Here is a 17,044-nt window from a genome sequence, read left to right as displayed (position 1 = left end):
CGCCCTGCCGGATCAAGGCACGCAGGCCGCCTCGTCCGGCTCGAAGCCGGAGCGGTGCAGATTGACCGGGCGCGTGTAGGCCTGCGCGAAGATGCCGTAGTCCACGCCCTGGCCGGCACCGGTCCAGACGACGACGATCTCGCCGCCGCGCGCGACCGCGACCGATGGCTGCGCCTGCGCGCCGGCCGTCGTCGCGTTGACGCGCAGCTCCGGTCCGTGCGGCGTGCCGTAGGCGTCGAAGCGGCGCACGAACACGCCGGCATCGTCGCCGTCTCCGGCACCGTTCCAGGCGACGGCGAAACCGCCGTCGGGCATCGTCGCGACGCTCGGATTGACCTGGTTGCCGGCAGTCGTCGTGTTGACGGCGATCTCGCCGCCGAGCGGCGCGCCGCCAGCTGCGTAGCGCCGCGCGAACACGCCCCAGTCGTCGCCGGGGCCGTTGCCCTGCCAGACGACGACGCTGCGCCCGTCCGGCCGCATCGCGACGTCCGGCTGCAGCTGCATGCCGGCCGTGGTCTCGTTGACGCGCGCCTCGGTGCCGAACGGGATGCCGGCCGCGTCGAAGCCGCGCACGAACACGCCCTGATCGTCACCCGGGCCGTTGCCGCGCCAGACCACGGCATAGCGGAACGCGCTGCCGGCGACGCGCGGCTGGAACTGGCCGTTGACGGTGACGGTATTGACCGGCGAGACCACCTCCGACGGCACGCCGTCGGCGCGGAACAGGCGCTGGAAGCTGCCGTTGGTATCGCCCTGGCCGGCGCCGGACCAGACGATCACGGTGTTGTCGCTGGCGGTCGTCGCCAGTGCCGGATAGGCCTGTTCGCCGTCGTGCTGGGCCGGTACCGGCACGTAGTCGGTCAACGGATTGCCGTCGCGGTCGTAGCGGCGCGTCATGATCGTGTCGCGCCAGGTCCACTGACTGGCGCCGGTCTGCTCCCAGAAGTTGCCGGACCAGGCGATCTGCACGGCGTCGCCGGCGAGCACGCGCAGTTCGGGCCGGGCCCGGTTGAGCATGACGCGCCCTTCGATCGGCGCCAGCAGCTCGCGCTCGCCGGCGATCGGCGAGCCGTCGGCGGCCAGACGGCGCATGACGATCTGGCCGTTGCCGTCATTGGCGCGCCACCAGGCCGCGACGACACCGCCGCTCGATGTCGCCGCCACGCTCGGCGGACCGTTCTGCGCATCGGTCGGCTCGCTGATCAGCCGTTCGCCGCCGTTCGGTAGCGGCGTGCCGGGCTGGCACGGATCGAAGCTGCCGGCCGCGGCGGCAGCCAGCGGCACGAACAACACGATCAGCACGCCTGTGGACGACACGCTGCGGCAAGGCGGAACGAACATCGGACGGCTCCGGACCAGGGGAACCTCCGTATCTGCGCAGAACGCCGCGCAACCGGCTCAGCCGGCGTCGTTCGGCTGCTCCAGGATGTCCTCGTAGGCGCCGACCAGACCGTCGGCCAGCTGCGAGAGCGCACGCATCCGTGAGATCAGCCGACGGGCGACGTCCTGCCCGTTCGCGAGCTCGTCGCGGAAAGGCAGTGCCGCTATCGCATCGACGGCGGCGTTCTGCGCATGCATGTAGCTGGACTGCAGCTCGTAGACCTGGGCGACGCGCGTCATCCAGTCGAAGTCCAATCCCTGCGCAGCCTGCGTCGTCAGCGCAGCCTGCCAGGCCGCCTGCGAGAGCAGCGACAGACCGAGGTTCACCTTGACTTCGCGGTCGGCGTCCGGCGGCCGCTCGAGCACGCCGGTCAGATCGGCCACGATCTGATGCAGGCGTGGCTGCGCGGTCAGCAGCTCGCGATGGTTCTGCGCGAGTTCGGCCATGATCGCCGCACGCGCTTTGACCGTGCGTTCGGCTTCCTGGCGATGGTCGTACCAGTCGTTGGCGGCCAGGGCGAGCAGCAGCGCGAGCACGACCGACGCTGCCTCGATCAGGATTTCCGGCAGCTTCTCGCGCAGACGGATCCGCAAGCCGGACGGTGCGACAGTGGATGGTTCACTCATGCTGCAATGCTCGCTCGAGGAGGCTGCCGCCGAATGACGTCAGCCGACGGCGCGCATGTTACGGCGCGATCGCAGCTGTCGCCGCCAGCCAGTCTCCGAACACGCGCAGCGCCGGTGTCACCGGCCGCGAGCGCAGATGCGTCAGCCAGTAGCGACCGGCGTCGACGCAGGCCGCGAACGGCTGCACCAGGCGGCCGCGCGCCAGGTCCTGCGCGAACATCCGCACCGGCAGCAGACCGACGCCGGCGCCGTCGGCCGCGGCGTTGGCGATCGCCAGCGAGGAGTCGAACACCGGGCCGCGCGCCGGCACGGGCGCTGCGCCGGCCGCGGCGAACCAGCGCGCCCATTCGTCGCGGCGGTACGAGCGCAGCAGCGTCGCGGCGGCCAGATCGCGCGGATGGGCCAGCCGCTGCGCGAGCGACGCCGCGCACAGCGGCGTCAGGCCGGCCTCGGCGATCGCGGTGGCCTCGACGCCGGGCCAGTCGCCGTCGCCGAAGCGGATCGCGCAGTCCAGGCCCTCGGCCGCGAGGTCCACGCGGTTGTTGTGCGTCAGCACGCGCAGATCCACCTGCGGATGTGCCGACTGGAACTGCGCCAGCCGCGGCAGCAGCCAGCCGTTGGCGAAGGTGCCGACGACGCCGACGCTGAGCACCTCGCGCACGTGGCCGCCGCCGACGCGGTCGAGCACCGCGGCGATGCGGTCGAAGGCCTCGTTGAGCACCGGATACAACGCGGCGCCCTCGTCGGTCAGCGCCACGCCGCGCGGCAGGCGGCGGAACAGCGCGACGCCCAGCCGCGCCTCCAGCGCCTTGATCTGGTGGCTGAGCGCGGCCTGGCTGACGCACAGCTCGACCGCCGCGCGCGTGAAGTTGAGATGGCGGGCGGAGGCCTCGAACGCGCGCAGGGCGTTCAACGGCAGCTGCGGTCGGATCATGCGCCGACATTAGCTGCGTGCATGACTGCGATCAAATCTTCGCGCTGGTGAGCGCTGCCGGCGCGCGAAATACTCGCCGCACGCCACGAGGATCCGCGATGACCGATCGACGCCAGTTTCTGCATCTCCTGGGCGGCAGCCTGCTGCTCGCCGTTGCCGCGCCGGGCCGCGCCGCGCCTGCCGTTGCGCCGCTCGCACTGCCGCGCGAGCGCCTGGCCGAGCTGGAGCGCGCCGACGGCGGCCGGCTCGGCGTGGCCGTGCTCGACACGGCGGACGGCCGGTTCGCCGGCTGGCGCGAGGACGAGCGCTTTGCGATGTGCAGCACGTTCAAATTTCTATTGGCGGGTGCGGTGCTCGCACGCGTCGACCGCGGCGAATTCGGCCTGGATCGGCGCGTGCCGATCCGCCGCGACGACCTGATCGCGCATTCGCCGGTCACCGAGCGCCACGTCGGCGCCGCCGGCCTCACCGTTGCGCAGCTGTGCGAGGCGACGATGACGCAGAGCGACAATGCCGCGGCCAACCTGCTGCTGCCGCTGGTCGGCGGACCGCCCGGCTTGACCGCGACCCTGCGTACCTGGGGCGACGCGACGACGCGCCTGGACCGGCCCGAGCCGCATATGAACGACGTGCCGCCCGGCGACGAGCGCGACACGACGACGCCGCGCGCGATGACCAGCCACCTGCGCCATCTGGTGCTCGGCGCTACGCTGACGGCCGCGTCGCGCAGGCAGCTGACGGACTGGCTGATCGCCAACCGCACCGGCGACCGCCGCCTGCGCGCCGGCCTGCCGAAGGACTGGCGCGTCGGCGACAAGACCGGCTCGGGTCCCGGCACGACCAACGACGTCGCCGTGCTGTGGCCGCCTGGCCGCGCGCCGCTGCTGGTCGCGACCTATCTGACCGGCTCGCCGCAGGCCGACGAGCGCCGCAGCGCGACGCTGGCGGCGGTGGCGCGGGCAATCGCGGCGGCGATCTGAGGCGGCATCGGCCCCGCGTCGTCTGCCTTCGAAAAGCCCTGCTTCGGCAAGGCCACGGCCCGCCTCTCGCCGCTTCGGACGCACAGGATCACCAGCGCGGATGCCGATACGGCATCCTTGCCGGTCGCGGCCATCGTGTGGCCGCCTTGTCGAATAGGGATGGGGAGGCGCGTCATGTCCACGGACACCGTGCTCGGTCGCGCCGAGCGCCAGTTCATCGTGCTGGTCTCGCTGCTGCAGGGTTTCGCGTTGTATCTGGTGCAGATCGGCGAGGAGCACGGCTGGTGGCCGTTCTCGCTGCTCGGCGGACGGGTGTGCTGGTACACGCTGGTGCTGGCGGTGCCGGGCGCGATGACGCTGTCGGTGCTGCATCTGCGCGATCGGCGCTTCTGGCAGCACGCGCTCGGCCTGATGGCGCTGCTCGCGCTGCCGGCCAGCTGGGCCGCCTGGAGCGCGACCGGCGCGCCGGGTCTGGATGCGAGCGAGGTGCTCGGCCCCTATGGCGTCTCGACCGCGCTCGCGGTCTTCCTCGCGCTGCCTTACCTGCAATGCCGCCTGACCCACGGTCGCTGGTGCGCACCGTACCCCGAGCTGTTCGGGCACGTCTGGCAGAACGGTCTGACGCTGGCCGTGGCCGGCCTGTTCACCGGCATCGGCTGGCTGGTGCTGCATCTGTGGGCATCGCTGTTCGCGCTGATCGACATCACCTTCTTTCGCGAGCTGTTCCGCAGCGATCCGTTCGAGTACCTCGCCACCGGCGCGCTGGCGGGCCTGGGCATCCTGATCGGCCGCACCCAGCACCGAGCGATCCGCACGGCGCGCCAGGTCGTGGTGGCGATCGCGATCGGCCTGCTGCCGCTGATCGCCTGCGTCGCCGTGCTGTTCGTGGCCAGCCTGCCGTTCACCGGCCTCGATGCGCTATGGAACACGCGCTCGGCCACCTTCATCCTGATGAGCGTGATCGCGGCGAGCGTGCTCGGACTCAATGCGGTCTGGCAGGACGGTACGCAGCCGTCGCCGTATCCGGCCTGGCTGCGTCGCGTGATCGAAGCCGGTGTGCTGACGCTGCCGGTGTATGGCGCGATCGGTCTCTACGCGCTCGGTCTGCGCATCGGCCAGTACGGCTGGACCAGCGAACGCGTGTTCGCGGTGACGATCTGCTCGATGCTGACGATCGCGGCGTTCGCGTACGCGATCGGCGTGCTGCGGCCGCGCGCGCAGTGGTTCGCGGCATTGCCACGCATCAACATTGCGCTGTCGCTGCTGACGATCGCGGTGATCGGCGCACTCAACTCGCCACTGCTCGATCCGCATCGCATCGGCGTCAACGATCAGCTGCGCCGCTGGCAGGATGGGCGGACCGATGCCGAGCATCTGGGCGTGCGCTATCTGCGCTTCGACAGCGGCCGTTACGGCTACCGGGCCCTGCAGACGCTGCGATCCGATCCGCGCATCGTCGCCGATGCGGCGTTGGCCGAATCGGTGCAGCGCATGCTCGAGCGTAAGGCGATGCCGGACGATCCGCAGCGTCCGCGCAGCCGTGCTTCGAGTGCCGACCAACTCGCGGCGCGAATCCGCCCGGCGCGCGGCTCCGCTTCACCCGATCCGGCGATGCTGCAGGCGCTTCTCGCGGAGCCGTTCGCAGCCGGCAATTGCGTGATGACCGATTCGGACTGCGTCACGATCGACCGCGATTTCGACGGTGACGGCCGAAGCGACGTGCTGCTGTGCGATCTGGGCATGCACGTCATGACCGCGTGCGCACTGTGGACGCGTTCCGACGAGGGCCGGTGGGAGCGCGCGGCGAATTTGACCTGGTACGTCGGCGACGACGTGCAGCGCGTCGCGCTGGCGCTGCGCAACGGCGAGGTCGAGATCAAGCCGCGGCGCTGGCCGGACCTGATCGTCGACGATCGTGTCGCTACGCCGAGTGTGGTGCCTGAACTGCCGAGCGACGCGTCCGCGCGCGAGAACTAGCGCGATCACCGCGAACGATTGCCGGACCGCGATCGCGATGCGTCGATGGTGATCGGCGCACGCCGAACGCTCGCGTATCCGTGCGAGGATGGCGGTCCTTCCCGCACCGGAGTCCGCCGCATGCCCGAGTCTTCGCTCGTCCGTCGCCGTTCGCATCCTCGCCGCGCCCGCTGGATCGCCGTGCTCGCCGGCCTGCTGCCGCTGACCGGCGCGATCGCCAAGGACACGCGCAGCACGATCGACCTGCCCGGCGATCTCGCGTTTCCCGAGGCGATCACCTCGACCGCCGACGGCACGCTCTACGTCAGCAGCCTCGGCAACGGCGGCATCTTTCGCGTGCGGCCCGGCGAGACCAAGGCGACCGAGTGGATCGCCCCGGGCAGCTACGGCACACGCTCGACGTTCGGCGTGCTGGCCGACGAGAAGGCCGGCCTGCTCTGGGTCTGCTCGAACGACATCGGCGCGGTGATCGGTCCGCATGTTGCCGGCCGCGAGACCGGCAGCTGGCTGAAGGGCTTCGACCTCAAGACCGGCACAGGCAAGGTCAGCGCGAAGTTTCCCGGCGAGCGCACGCTGTGCAACGACATCGCGATCGGCCCCGACGGCGGCATCTATGCGACCAATACGATGGCGCCCGAGATCCTCAAGCTGTCGGCCGACCGCAAGACGCTGGCGGTCTGGGCGACCGATCCGCGCTTCGGGCCGAGCGGCCAGGACGCAGGCCTGGACGGCATCGTCTTCGGCGGCGACGGCCACGTCTACGTCAATACCTACAGCAAGGGCGAGCTGTTCCGTGTCGAGGCCAAGGACGGCAAGGCCGGCACGGTCACGCCGATCACGCCGTCACGGCCGCTGGCGCTGCCGGATACCTTGCGCCTGATCGACGGTACTACGTTCTGGTTGATCGAGGGCGGCGGCCGGCTCGACCGCATGACGATCGAGGGCGACAGCGCGAAGATCGAGACGATCAAGGACGGCCTCGCGCTGCCGACCGGCGTCACCCAGGTCGGCCGGACGCAGTTGTGGATCTCCGAAGGCCAGCTCGACCTGATCCTCGATCCGGCCAAGCGCGCGAGCACGAAGCCGGCGCTGCCGTTCAAGCTGCATGCGGTGCCGCTCGAGAAGAGATGAGCTCATCGCCTTGATGTAACGAGCGAATCTTCGCCGGTACCGTGGCTGGGATCGCCTGCTCGATGGGCGATCCTCGGCCGACCGCATCGTTACGCGGTCCGCCTGCCAAGCCCAGCAACGCTCATCGTCCAAGGAAAGTCGCATCGCTGAAATCACGTTCCGGAACTGCAGGCGCTCGATCACGCCGGATTCTGCTGTAGATCAATGCCTCGGCGGGCACAACACGGAGGTCGTGGTTCGATATACCTGGCGGGCTGCATAGCTGGCGAGTATCGAGGACAGGAGGGCCGCGAGCAGGCAGGTCTGTAGCGCGATTAGCGCCTTGTACCTCGTGTCGTCGAACGAGTAGCGTGCGATCCAGTCGGCATAGCAATCGTAGTACTCCCCACGCCATGCGACGATGGCATAGCTATCGTCCGGCACGACTCCGAACGGACATTCGTCTGGATCGAGCACACCACCGGTGTATAGAAACAAGGCTTGGTTCTCGCGCCCGCCAGTGGCTTTCCAAGTGTCGAACTCCACATCGCTCGGCAGCCTGTGGAACCGGTCATGGACATCTTCGACGTAGGCGATAACCGGACCGAACGCGTCTTGCCTCAGTCGTGACTGCGACTCGAGCATACCGGGCGTCATGAGAATGATCGAAACGGATGCCATGAAACAAAGCATGCCCAGGAAATCGGACAGACGCGAGAGAATTGCCCAGCCGTGTCCAGATCGCATCGTATTGTGAGATCGCTTGAAGAACGACCGCCCGCGACGCGATCGGAAGTCAGCGCCGCCGGAGGATCAGGGGCCGAACCATCGCGATTGCCGATGTCCCATCCGGATCTCGTCGTCCGTTTCGCACCTGGAATGGCCTGAAGAATCCACCGAAGATGGACGTCAGTCGACGCCATCGGATCCCAGAAAGAGACAGTCTCTCCGCCGGCCCGGTCATCGGGCGGGCGCAATCGGTCATTCCAGAAGCATCGGATGCCTTCGTTCGGCTGACGCGCGCCGATCGAAGTCCTCGTCAAATGGCTGACCTGATCCGGGGGTGATGCGCTCCCCGGATCAGACTCCGACGCTGCTGCGCGACGAGCGGCGACCTTCGCATCACGTCAGAAGCCAGATCATCACACCGATCACCACGAGCGCAGCGACGACCGGCCAAGGCAACACGACTGAAACACGACCCGATGCGGGCAGCACCCCTCTTTCCATGTCCGTGATGATGGTGTCCAGGCGAGCCTCTTGCGCGACGCAGTAGGCACGATCACGTAGACGAATATCGGCGTCGTGCAGGTAGTGCCAGATTTCGGGCACGATCGGCATGTGGGGGAGATCACGGCCCCAGCGCTCGACGACAGCTTGAATCTCGCGATGCCAGCCATCCAGATCGGACGCTTCGCGCAACGGCCACTGCCGTAACGCTCGCAGATCGGAAGCCATGCTGAGCAGATGCTCGGCGCTATAGACAACTGCCGGCTCGGTATTCCGTCCAGCCATCGATCGCTTACCGATGCTGATCGACCAGCACCGGATTGCCGTCGGGGTCGATCGCGATGAAGCTGGCCGGGCCGGTCGTGGTCTCATCGGCTTCCTGCTGCAGGACGATGCCCTGGGCCTTCAGACGGCGCTGCAGTTCGCGCACGTCGGTGAAGCTCGGCAGCGGCTGCGCGTCGGCGTCCCAGCCGGGATTGAAGGTCAGGATGTTCTTGTCGAACATGCCCTGGAACAGCCCGATGATGTGATCGCCGTTCTTGAGGATCAGCCAGTTCTGCTCGGCATTGCCGCCGAACACGCGGAAGCCGAAGGCTTCGTAGAAGCGCCGCGAGGCGTCCAGATCCTTCACCGCCAGACTGATCGAGAATGCGCCGAGATCCATGGATGGCTCCTGCGTAGGGGGTCGGCCGACCGCGACGGCGATCGTACCGCTTCGCCGGCCTTCCGGAACGGCACCGCCGGCCAATGTCTGACCGCCGCCCAATCCGATGCCGAACGTTGCGGCCGCTGCGAACGGGCGCTCAGGAACGCCCGCGCGCGCCCGCCGCGCGATAGCGTCGTTCCCACCACCACCAGCTCAGCAGGCCGAAGACGACACCGCCGGCCGTCCAGAGCACGGCCGAGATCGCGACGAACGCGGTCGCCAGCTTGTCGCGATGCACGAAGAACGTCATCACGACGAACAGCGGCAGGCCGTACATCAGCACGCCGTGGACCAGCACGTAGCGCGGCAGGCCCTTCTGCCGCACCGACTTCCAGTGTTCGAGGTTCTTCGGGTGCATGGCGGCGTATCGGCAGGAGGGGGTGCGATCGGTCGGGTCGGGCCGTGCGGATCGCGTCGGGCGCGCCGATCGGCTCAGTTTCGCGCGGCCGCCGTCAGTACCACTCCAGCAGCGACAGGCCCACGCCGAAGTACCAGGCGCGGTGGTTGTAGTCGATCAGGCTCTCGCCGTAACCGTGGAACAGCTGCACGTGGCCGCGCAGCTCGTCCTTGATCGGGAACGCCCAGTCGAGCTGGGCCGCGCCGTGCCAGTCGCCACGGAACGAGTTGCGCACCAGCAGCGAGATCTGATGGCGGTTGGTCACGCGGATCAGCTGGACCTCTCCGCGGCCGATGTAGTCGCTGATGTCGGGATTGTCGTCGTCGCGGCGGCTTTCCGGAATGCGATACCAGGGGCGCAGGTTGAGGGTCCAGCCGTCGCGTTCGAGGCCGACGTTGCCGACGACGCGGTTCCAGCTGCGCGAGTACGGATCGCCGCGGCCGTTGGACTGGTGCACCACGCCGATGCCGAGCAGGCGGCCCTTCCAGCCGAATACGTCGTAGTCGGTGCGGAAGATCAGATTGAGGTCGGGCTCGTAGTTGGTCTCGCGGAACGGCCGCGAGGTAGCGCTGTTGAACACCTGCCAGTGCGAGACCTGCGTGTAGCCGGTCCACAGGTCGCCGTTGTCGCCGAAGATGTTCTCCCAGAGCTTGGCCTTGAAGCTGAGCTGGAACTTGAGCTCGGAACGATCGATGTCGATCGCGTCGGCGACCTGGTTGTCCGGCGAGGGCGAGCTCGGCTTGCGGTTGAGGCTGGTCGCGTAGAACGCCGGCAGGACGTAGACCGGCCGGTACGCGCGCAGGTGGAACGTGCCGAGCTTGGAGTCCGAATCGAGCTCCCAGCGCGAGTCGAGCAGCGAGACCTTCGGCTTGGGCTGATGGCCGCTGTCGTGCCGGAACACCGGATCGTTCGGCGCTTTCGCCGAGGCCGACGGCGCGGTGTCCAGCGTTTCCGGCGGTGCGTCGGCGATCACGCCGGGCGGCAGTTCCTTGCGGCCGGCGGCGACGTCATAGCAGGCCAGGCGCGTGCTGGCATCGGCGATGCCGACGCACTGCGCGAGATCGACCTCGGCGGCGGACGCGGGCAGCGCGACGTACGCGATCGCGCCGAACGCGACGGAAGGGACGCGGCGAAACGCGGCTGTGGACGGCATCGACGAGCTCCGATTGCGCTTGCAGACCGAAACGTGGGCTGCATAATGCGACGCTATCGACTTCCCCCCGGCAGGGCAAGGGCGCCGGCGCAGGCCATGGCCAAGCGCGCGCCGCAACCGGGTGAGTCCCCCTGAAGGCGACGACTCGAGGCACGCGGCCGCCGCGTGCCGTTCCCAGGAACCGGTCTGCGCTCGCGCGGTCCCGAACCCCACTGCGGAGGACACCCGCCATGGCCCTTGCCATTTCCTTTCGTTTTGCCTGGCCGCTGCTCGGCCTGCTCGGTATCGGCGTCGAGGCGGCGGCCGACCTGCCGCAGCGGATCAACGATACCGGCCTGGACAGCTGCTACACGGCCGGCGACCTGATCACGCAGATCGCGTGCGACGATCCGGCCTGGCCCGGACAGGACGCGACCGACGGCCGCGACAACGCGGCGCTGACCGGCAACCTGCCGAAGATCGGTGCGGGGCGGCTGGGGTTCGATTTCAGCAAGCTGTCCACGCGCGGCGCGGCGCTGCCGCTGGATGCGCTGCCGGGCAGCGGACCCGACGACTGGGCCTGCACGCGCGACAACGTGACCGGTCTGATCTGGGCGATCCACAGCGATGCGGTCGACTGGCTGCAGGCGCGCCGCGCCGCCGGCGCCGCCAACGCCGACGGCGGTCTGTGCGGCCACTACGGCTGGCGGCTGCCGAGCGTCAAGGAGCTGCAGCAACTGGTCGATTACGGCAGCGCCGCGCCGTCGATCGATCCGGACTTCCTGCCGGGCACGGCGGTGGCGTTCCATTGGACCGCCGAGCGCGCGCCGCGCGAGCGCAGCTGGGTCGTCAATTTCCACGGCGGCCAGGTCAATCCGCTGGCGCGCGGCAAGACCGCGATGGTGCGCCTGGTGACCGGCGGCGATCGGTTCGGCGCGCCGATCGACAACGGCGACGGTACCGTGACCGATCCGCGCAGCGGCCTGATGTGGGATCGCTGCTCGGTCGGCCAGTTCGGCGGCGCGCAATGCCAGGGCGTGCCTCAGGAGATGACCTGGCAGCAGGCGCTGCTGCGCGTGCAGACGCTCAACCAGCAGAACTGGCGCGGCCATGCCGACTGGCGCCTGCCCAACGTCAAGGAGCTGGCCAGCCTGGTCCGACGCGATGGCACGCGGCCGGCGATCGATGCGGTCAGATTCCCGAACACCGCCGGCACGGCCTACTGGACCTCGACCTCGAACCGGCACGTGGTGCGCATGGCCTGGGCGGTCTTCTTCGGCGACGGCAACCTCTTCGCGATGGACAAGACCGCGCTGGCGCGCATGCGGCCGGTGCGCACCGCGAGCGCGGCCGCCGCAGGGCAGCTTCGCGACGGCGTGTTCGCCGACGACCTGGAGGCGCCGCCGCCGCTGCCGGCGCAGCAGACCCTGCCGGTGCTCTCGATCGCGACCGCCGGAGCCGCGCCGATCGGCCGGGAGGATTACGTCGATGCGCAGATGACGCTCGAGGGCGGCGGCTTCAGCCATGCCGGCGCGCTGCAGATCCGCGGCCGCGGCAACACGACCTGGCTGATGGACAAGAAGCCCTATCGGCTCAAGCTGGCGCAGAAGACACCGCTGCTCGGCATGCCCGACAGCAAGCACTGGGTGCTGCTGGCCAATCATGCCGATAAGACGATGCTGCGCAACGAACTGGCCTTCGAGACCGGGCGACGTCTCGGCATGGCCTGGACGCCGCGCTCGCGTTTCGTAGACGTGCATCTCAACGGCCGCTACGTCGGCGTCTATCAGCTGACCGAGCAGATCCGCATCGACCGCGATCGCGTGAACATTCCGGAGCTGGGCCCCGGCGACATCGCCGAGCCGGCGATCTCCGGCGGCTATCTGCTGGAGATCGACGGCCGGCGCGACTGCGCACCGTGGGTGCAGTTCGATACCGGCCGCGTGCCGTTCTGCATCGACAATCCCGACGACGAGACCCTGGTGCCGGAGCAGTACAACTACATCGTCCACTACGTGCGCAGCACCGAGGCGGCGCTCTACGGTGCCCACTTCACCGATCCGACCGTCGGCTACCCGGCCTGGCTCGATACCGCCAGCTTCATCGACTGGTATCTGGTCAACGAACTCATGAAGAACCAGGACGCGCGCGACGGCAGCAGCATCTGGAACTTCAAGGATCGCGGCGGCAGGTTCTCGCGCGGTCCGCTGTGGGACTTCGACATCGCTGCCGGCAACCTCTTCCACGGCGTCAAGAACGATCCTTACGGCTGGTGGATCCGCGGCGGTCCCTGGTACGAGCGGCTGTTCCAGGATCCGGCCTTCCACGCGGCGGTCCGCGCGCGCTGGGACGCGCTCAAGACCAGCCAGATCGACACGCTGCTCGACGCGATCGAGACGCACCTGGACACCTACGGCACCGCGTTCGGCACGAACTTCGAGCCGTGGCCGGTGCTGACCGAGATCCACTGGCCCAACGCCGTGGTCGCCGGCTCGTACGAGGGCGAGATCGCCTACCTCAGGGACTGGCTGACGCAGCGTATCGCCTGGATCGACGCTCATCTGTGAGCGCGCAGGCCGCGGCACCGCGTGCTGCGCGAGCCGCCGATCTCAGGTCGAGACCGCAGCGGACGTGACGCCGCCGCCTCAGCCCGACACCGGCCGCTCGGCCGTCTGCCGGTCGAGCGGCCGCACCAGCACGCGGTCGGTCTGGCGATCGCCGCCGACGAAGTAGTCGGCGATGCCGACGTCGGCGAAGCCGCATTTGGCGTAGAACGCGATCGCGCGCGCGTTGCGCTCCCAGACCTTCAGCCACAGCGTGGCGCCGCCGAAGCGGCTGCTGGCGATCGCGAAGACCTCGGCGATCAGCTGCTGGCCGATGCCCGAGCCGTGCCATCGACGGTCGACGTAGAGCCGGTGCAGCTCGACCGGCGCTCGCCCGCCGACGCACGGCGGCACGACCGCACGCCGCACCTGCGCATAGGCGGCCAGGCGGCCATCGCAATCGGCGAGCACGGTGACGACACCGGGATCGGCGAGCTCGGCGGCCTGCTGCTGCGGTCCGAACGCGGTCGCCAGATGCAGGGCAATGTGTTCGGGCGCGATCCGGCCGGGCATGTCGTGGCCGTAGGTGTCCTCGAACGTGCGCGCCGCGAACGCGGCGAGCTCGGCCGCGTCCTCGTGCCGGGCGTGGCGCAGGCGGCACACCGGCCGGGCGGCCGGTTCGGGCGCGGCGATCGTGTCGGTGATGCTGTTCATGCAGAAGCGCAGGTTCCTCGGCACGCGGCGCAAGCACGGCCTGCCGCGGAGCCGGTCACGAAAAAGGCGGGCGGGCACGCCGGCCGGCCCGCCGCACGGGCGGGCCGGGGCGATCGCAGATCGGTCATTTCAGGGATCGACCGTCAGCGTCACCGGCACGATCAGCGTCGGCTGGTACGGATCGTTGCTGTCGATACAGAGGCTGGCCGTATGCGTCCCGGGCGCGAGCTGGCGCGGATCGATGCGCAGCGCGACCTGCCGCGCGCTGCTGCCGGGCACCTCGCCGGACGATGGCGCCAGTTGCAGCCACGGTGCCGCGCAATCGATGCCGCTGCCGCCGATGCGGCCCTCGATCGAGAACGCGGTGTCGTCGAACGACACGCCGATCACGCTGATCGGCGACCAGGCCGAAACGCCGTAGATCACCGGCGAGATCAGCTGGGCGCCGAGGTCGGCGCGCGTGGCCTGCAGCCAGCGCCAGTGCGCGGCGGTGCCGGTCACCGCGTTGGCATAGGTCGGGAACACGCTGAGCCAGTAGACGCCGGCCGGCAGATCCACGTCCTGGCCGGCGGCGGCCAGATCGAGCGTGATGGTGCCGTCCTCGATCGTCACGCCGGGACCGTCGGCCGGCGTCGTATAGGTCCAGATCGCGTTGCCGGGGCGCAGCTCCGGATCGCCGGCCGGCGCGCCGGCGTCGTCCGGATAGATCGCCCAGGTGACCGGCTGGCTGGTCAGCGCCGCGGCCATCGCCAGGCCCGGCGTGCGGATCGTGGTCAGGGTGGTGCGCGCGCGCAGGCGGAAGTCGTTGGCCGTGTAGACGCCGCCGTTCTGGGTCGTCGAACGGCTCGAACGTACGCCGGTGCTGCCGCTCGGCGCCTGGTCCCAGAGCAGGTCGGCGTGATGCTCGAGCGTCTGCGCCCAGGTCAGATCGCCGCTGTCGTGGTTGGCGATGGTCAGCGTCTGGCTGACGAGGCCGCCGGCCGCCGACGCGCGCGCGGTGACCGCCGCCGGCAGCGTCGCGATCTGCGGACGGCCGCTGCCGGCCTGGCGCCCGGCCGCGACGACGGTCAGATGCTGCGGCGGCGCGCGCCCGCCGGTCTCGGTCAGGATCACGCGGCCGAACGCGAGCGCGCCGTCGGGCGGCGGCGTCGCGGTGATCGCGAGAATCTGGTCGCGGCCGGGACTGGCCGGATCGAAGCCGTCGGCGAACAGACGATCGGCAACGCCTGCGCCGGCCGCCTCGGCGGCCAGTGCAAACGTCATCGGCGACACCTGGATCTGCAGACCGGGCGTCGCCGCCTCGACGCTGACGGTCCATTCGCCGGCCGCGTCGAGCGCGCTGCGCAGGCCGCGCACCCAGGTGCAGCTCGGCGCACAGTCGGTGTCGCGCAGCGACGGCAGGTTCAGATCGCGCAGGTCGAGGCCGGGGTCGGCCGGGTCGGCGGCCAGGAAATGGTCGACGCTCTCGTCGAGCAGCAGTCCGGCGCCGACCGCGGCGGCCACGTCGATGCGGCCGCTGCCGACCTGGTCCCAGGTCCAGCCGTGCGCCCAGGTGTCGTCGACGCCGGCGGCCTTGGCCGTCGTCATCAGCGCCGATGCGATCTCGGGCACGGTCCAGTCCGGGCGGACGCTGCGCACCAGCGCGGCGGCGCCGGCGACGTGCGGCGAGGCCATCGAGGTGCCGTCGTAGGTCGCATAGCCGGGCGGCTGGCTCGAAGCGGCGAAGATGCGCACGCCCGGCGCGGCGAGATTGGGCTTGGTCAGATCGCGGTAGACGCCCGGCGTCGGGCCGCGCAGCGAGAACACGCCGAGCGCGTCGCCCTGCACCGGGACGACATCGATGCGCACGTCGGCCTGTGCGGCGACATGCGCCGCGAGCGCCTCGCCGGCATCGAGCGTGATGCCGTAGGCCGGCACCGGCGGCTGGCCCTGCGTCTGCAGCTCGACCGCGCCGAGCGAGGGCGTCGCGCGGATCAGCACGAGCTCGGCGCCGGCCGCGACCGCATTGGCGATCTGCGTGGCCGGCGCGCAGCCGGCGTTGCGCAGCAGCGCAGCGGCGCCGGCGAAGTAGCCGGGCGGAAACGCCGGCAGATCGGCGGGCGCGCCCTCGAGCCCGGCGCTGCAGCCTTCGAACATCGCCGGCTGCGCGTCGTAGTGGCGGATCGGCAGACCGGTGCGCGCCGTCAGGTTCGGCGCGTCGCTGGTCTTGTAGAGCTGGATATCGGTCAGGTCGGGCGGCGCGGCGGCATCGGCGACGTCGAGCAGGCCGTCGGCCCAGACGTCGTGCGTGGTCGCGGCCACCGTCGTGACCCAGGGGCCGAGATGATTGACGCGGCCGACCGGATACGGCTGCGACGGCGTCGTGTTGCCGGCCGAGGCCGCGACGAAGATGCCGTTGGCGACCAGGTCGAGCTTGACGCGGTCCGGATCGTTCCACGGATCGCTGCCGCCGGCGATCGAGAAATTGAGCGCGTCGACGTCGCCGTCGAGCAGGATGTTGTCGAGACTGGCATAGATGCCCGAGAACGTGCAGCTGAGTCCCGGACAGGCCTTGTAGGCGCGGATGTGCGCGCACGGCGCGACGCCGGAGACGGCGGGCCGGTCGCCGTCGGCCGGCACGAAGCTGCCGGCCGCGGTGGCCGCGGTATGGGTGCCGTGCCCGACGCCGTCGAGCGGCTCGGTACCGTTGCAGCGTCCGTTCTCGTCGGTCGTGCTGCAATCGACGTAGCTCAGCAGCTTGGCGCCGATTCCGTCGGCCGGACAGCTCGGGTCGTCGGCGAAGGACGGATGGCCCGGCGTGATGCCGGTGTCGATCACCGCGACGACGGTGCCCTCGCCGCGGCTGCCCGGCAGACCCGGCACGGCGACGCCGTTCCAGACCGCGTCGGCGCGGATGAAGGCCGGCGTGCGGAACGTGTCCAGATACTCCACGCCGTCCGGCCGCACCTCGGCGACGCCGGCCAGGCTGCGCACGCGTTCGGCTTCGGCGGGCGTCAGCTGGGCGGCGATGCCGCTGTGGCTGGCCAGATAGTGATGCGTGACGACCGGCGTGCGGCCCAGCGCGGCGCGCATCGTCTGCGCATGGGCATGCTGCGCGCTCACCAGTTCGGCGCGCGCCTGCCCGATCGCGGCTTCCGTGCGCGGTGCGGCGGCGCCGGATCGCGCTGCGAACAGGCCGGGCTCGGCGTAGCGGATCAGATAGCTGCGCAGCGCATCGGCGTCGGCCGCGCGCGCGGGCGCCGTGCCGATCGCGGACAGCACCGCGGCGAAGAGCAGCGTCGTTCGAAAGGTGTCACGCACGTGTGCAATTCCCG

Annotated in this window: 14 protein-coding genes; 4 read left to right on the top strand and 10 right to left on the bottom strand. The window is 70.0% G+C overall.

The window, feature by feature from the left end:
• Positions 1-12: 12 nt before the first annotated feature.
• From VMR06_RS12545 to VMR06_RS12535, 3 genes are read right to left on the bottom strand one after another with little or no spacing between them, the layout of a single operon-like run.
• A complete protein-coding gene (locus VMR06_RS12545; RefSeq protein ID WP_325376812.1) occupies positions 13-1,341 on the bottom strand; it encodes a hypothetical protein in 1,329 nt (442 codons plus the stop codon).
• 57 nt (positions 1,342-1,398) lie between these two features.
• Positions 1,399-2,007: a hypothetical protein gene (locus VMR06_RS12540; RefSeq protein ID WP_325376811.1), complete on the bottom strand. Its 609-nt coding sequence runs from the start codon at positions 2,005-2,007 to the stop codon at positions 1,399-1,401.
• Positions 2,008-2,065: 58 nt separating this feature from the next.
• Positions 2,066-2,941: a LysR family transcriptional regulator gene (locus VMR06_RS12535; RefSeq protein WP_325376810.1), complete on the bottom strand. Its 876-nt coding sequence runs from the start codon at positions 2,939-2,941 to the stop codon at positions 2,066-2,068.
• 98 nt (positions 2,942-3,039) lie between these two features.
• Between VMR06_RS12535 and bla the strand changes: the two genes are divergently transcribed.
• The 3 genes from bla to VMR06_RS12520 all read left to right on the top strand — a co-directional run bounded on the left by bla (position 3,040) and on the right by VMR06_RS12520 (position 7,029).
• On the top strand, positions 3,040-3,921 hold the full coding sequence (gene bla / locus VMR06_RS12530; protein WP_325376809.1) for a class A beta-lactamase: 882 nt from the start codon (positions 3,040-3,042) through the stop codon (positions 3,919-3,921).
• A gap of 174 nt (positions 3,922-4,095) precedes the next feature.
• Positions 4,096-5,898 (top strand): DUF4153 domain-containing protein, encoded by a 1,803-nt coding sequence (locus VMR06_RS12525; RefSeq protein ID WP_325376808.1) that lies wholly within the window; start codon positions 4,096-4,098, stop codon positions 5,896-5,898.
• A 120-nt stretch (positions 5,899-6,018) separates the two neighbouring features.
• Positions 6,019-7,029: a hypothetical protein gene (locus VMR06_RS12520; protein WP_325376807.1), complete on the top strand. Its 1,011-nt coding sequence runs from the start codon at positions 6,019-6,021 to the stop codon at positions 7,027-7,029.
• Positions 7,030-7,230: 201 nt separating this feature from the next.
• Here VMR06_RS12520 and VMR06_RS12515 read toward each other — a convergent pair whose 3' ends face one another.
• From VMR06_RS12515 to VMR06_RS12495, 5 genes are all read right to left on the bottom strand, one after another.
• Positions 7,231-7,689 carry a hypothetical protein gene (locus VMR06_RS12515; RefSeq protein WP_325376806.1) on the bottom strand — a complete coding sequence of 153 codons (459 nt, stop codon included), beginning with the start codon at positions 7,687-7,689 and terminating at the stop codon, positions 7,231-7,233.
• 441 nt (positions 7,690-8,130) lie between these two features.
• Positions 8,131-8,466 (bottom strand): hypothetical protein, encoded by a 336-nt coding sequence (locus VMR06_RS12510; RefSeq protein WP_325376805.1) that lies wholly within the window; start codon positions 8,464-8,466, stop codon positions 8,131-8,133.
• A gap of 64 nt (positions 8,467-8,530) precedes the next feature.
• Positions 8,531-8,902, bottom strand: coding sequence for a VOC family protein (locus VMR06_RS12505; protein WP_325376804.1), 372 nt, complete (start codon positions 8,900-8,902; stop codon positions 8,531-8,533).
• A 139-nt stretch (positions 8,903-9,041) separates the two neighbouring features.
• A complete protein-coding gene (locus VMR06_RS12500; protein WP_325376803.1) occupies positions 9,042-9,302 on the bottom strand; it encodes a hypothetical protein in 261 nt (86 codons plus the stop codon).
• Positions 9,303-9,396: 94 nt separating this feature from the next.
• Positions 9,397-10,494 (bottom strand): phospholipase A, encoded by a 1,098-nt coding sequence (locus VMR06_RS12495; protein WP_325376802.1) that lies wholly within the window; start codon positions 10,492-10,494, stop codon positions 9,397-9,399.
• Positions 10,495-10,724: 230 nt separating this feature from the next.
• On the opposite strand from VMR06_RS12495, the gene VMR06_RS12490 reads away from it, so the two are divergent.
• Positions 10,725-13,040: a DUF1566 domain-containing protein gene (locus tag VMR06_RS12490; protein WP_325376801.1), complete on the top strand. Its 2,316-nt coding sequence runs from the start codon at positions 10,725-10,727 to the stop codon at positions 13,038-13,040.
• Positions 13,041-13,118: 78 nt separating this feature from the next.
• Here the strand turns inward: VMR06_RS12490 and VMR06_RS12485 are convergent, their stop codons facing one another.
• Complete coding sequence (locus VMR06_RS12485; RefSeq protein WP_325376800.1) at positions 13,119-13,730, bottom strand: GNAT family N-acetyltransferase; 612 nt, start codon at positions 13,728-13,730, stop codon at positions 13,119-13,121.
• A gap of 129 nt (positions 13,731-13,859) precedes the next feature.
• The gene (locus VMR06_RS12480; RefSeq protein ID WP_325376799.1) at positions 13,860-17,030 is read right to left on the bottom strand and encodes a S8 family serine peptidase; all 3,171 of its coding nucleotides are present in this window, start codon (positions 17,028-17,030) and stop codon (positions 13,860-13,862) included.
• Between the last annotated feature and the right edge of the window lie 14 nt (positions 17,031-17,044).

The organism is Dokdonella sp. (genome assembly GCF_035511235.1).
GTDB lineage: Bacteria > Pseudomonadota > Gammaproteobacteria > Xanthomonadales > Rhodanobacteraceae > Dokdonella.
Note: the sequence above shows the minus strand (reverse complement) of the source record. Positions and strands in the feature narration are given on the sequence as shown.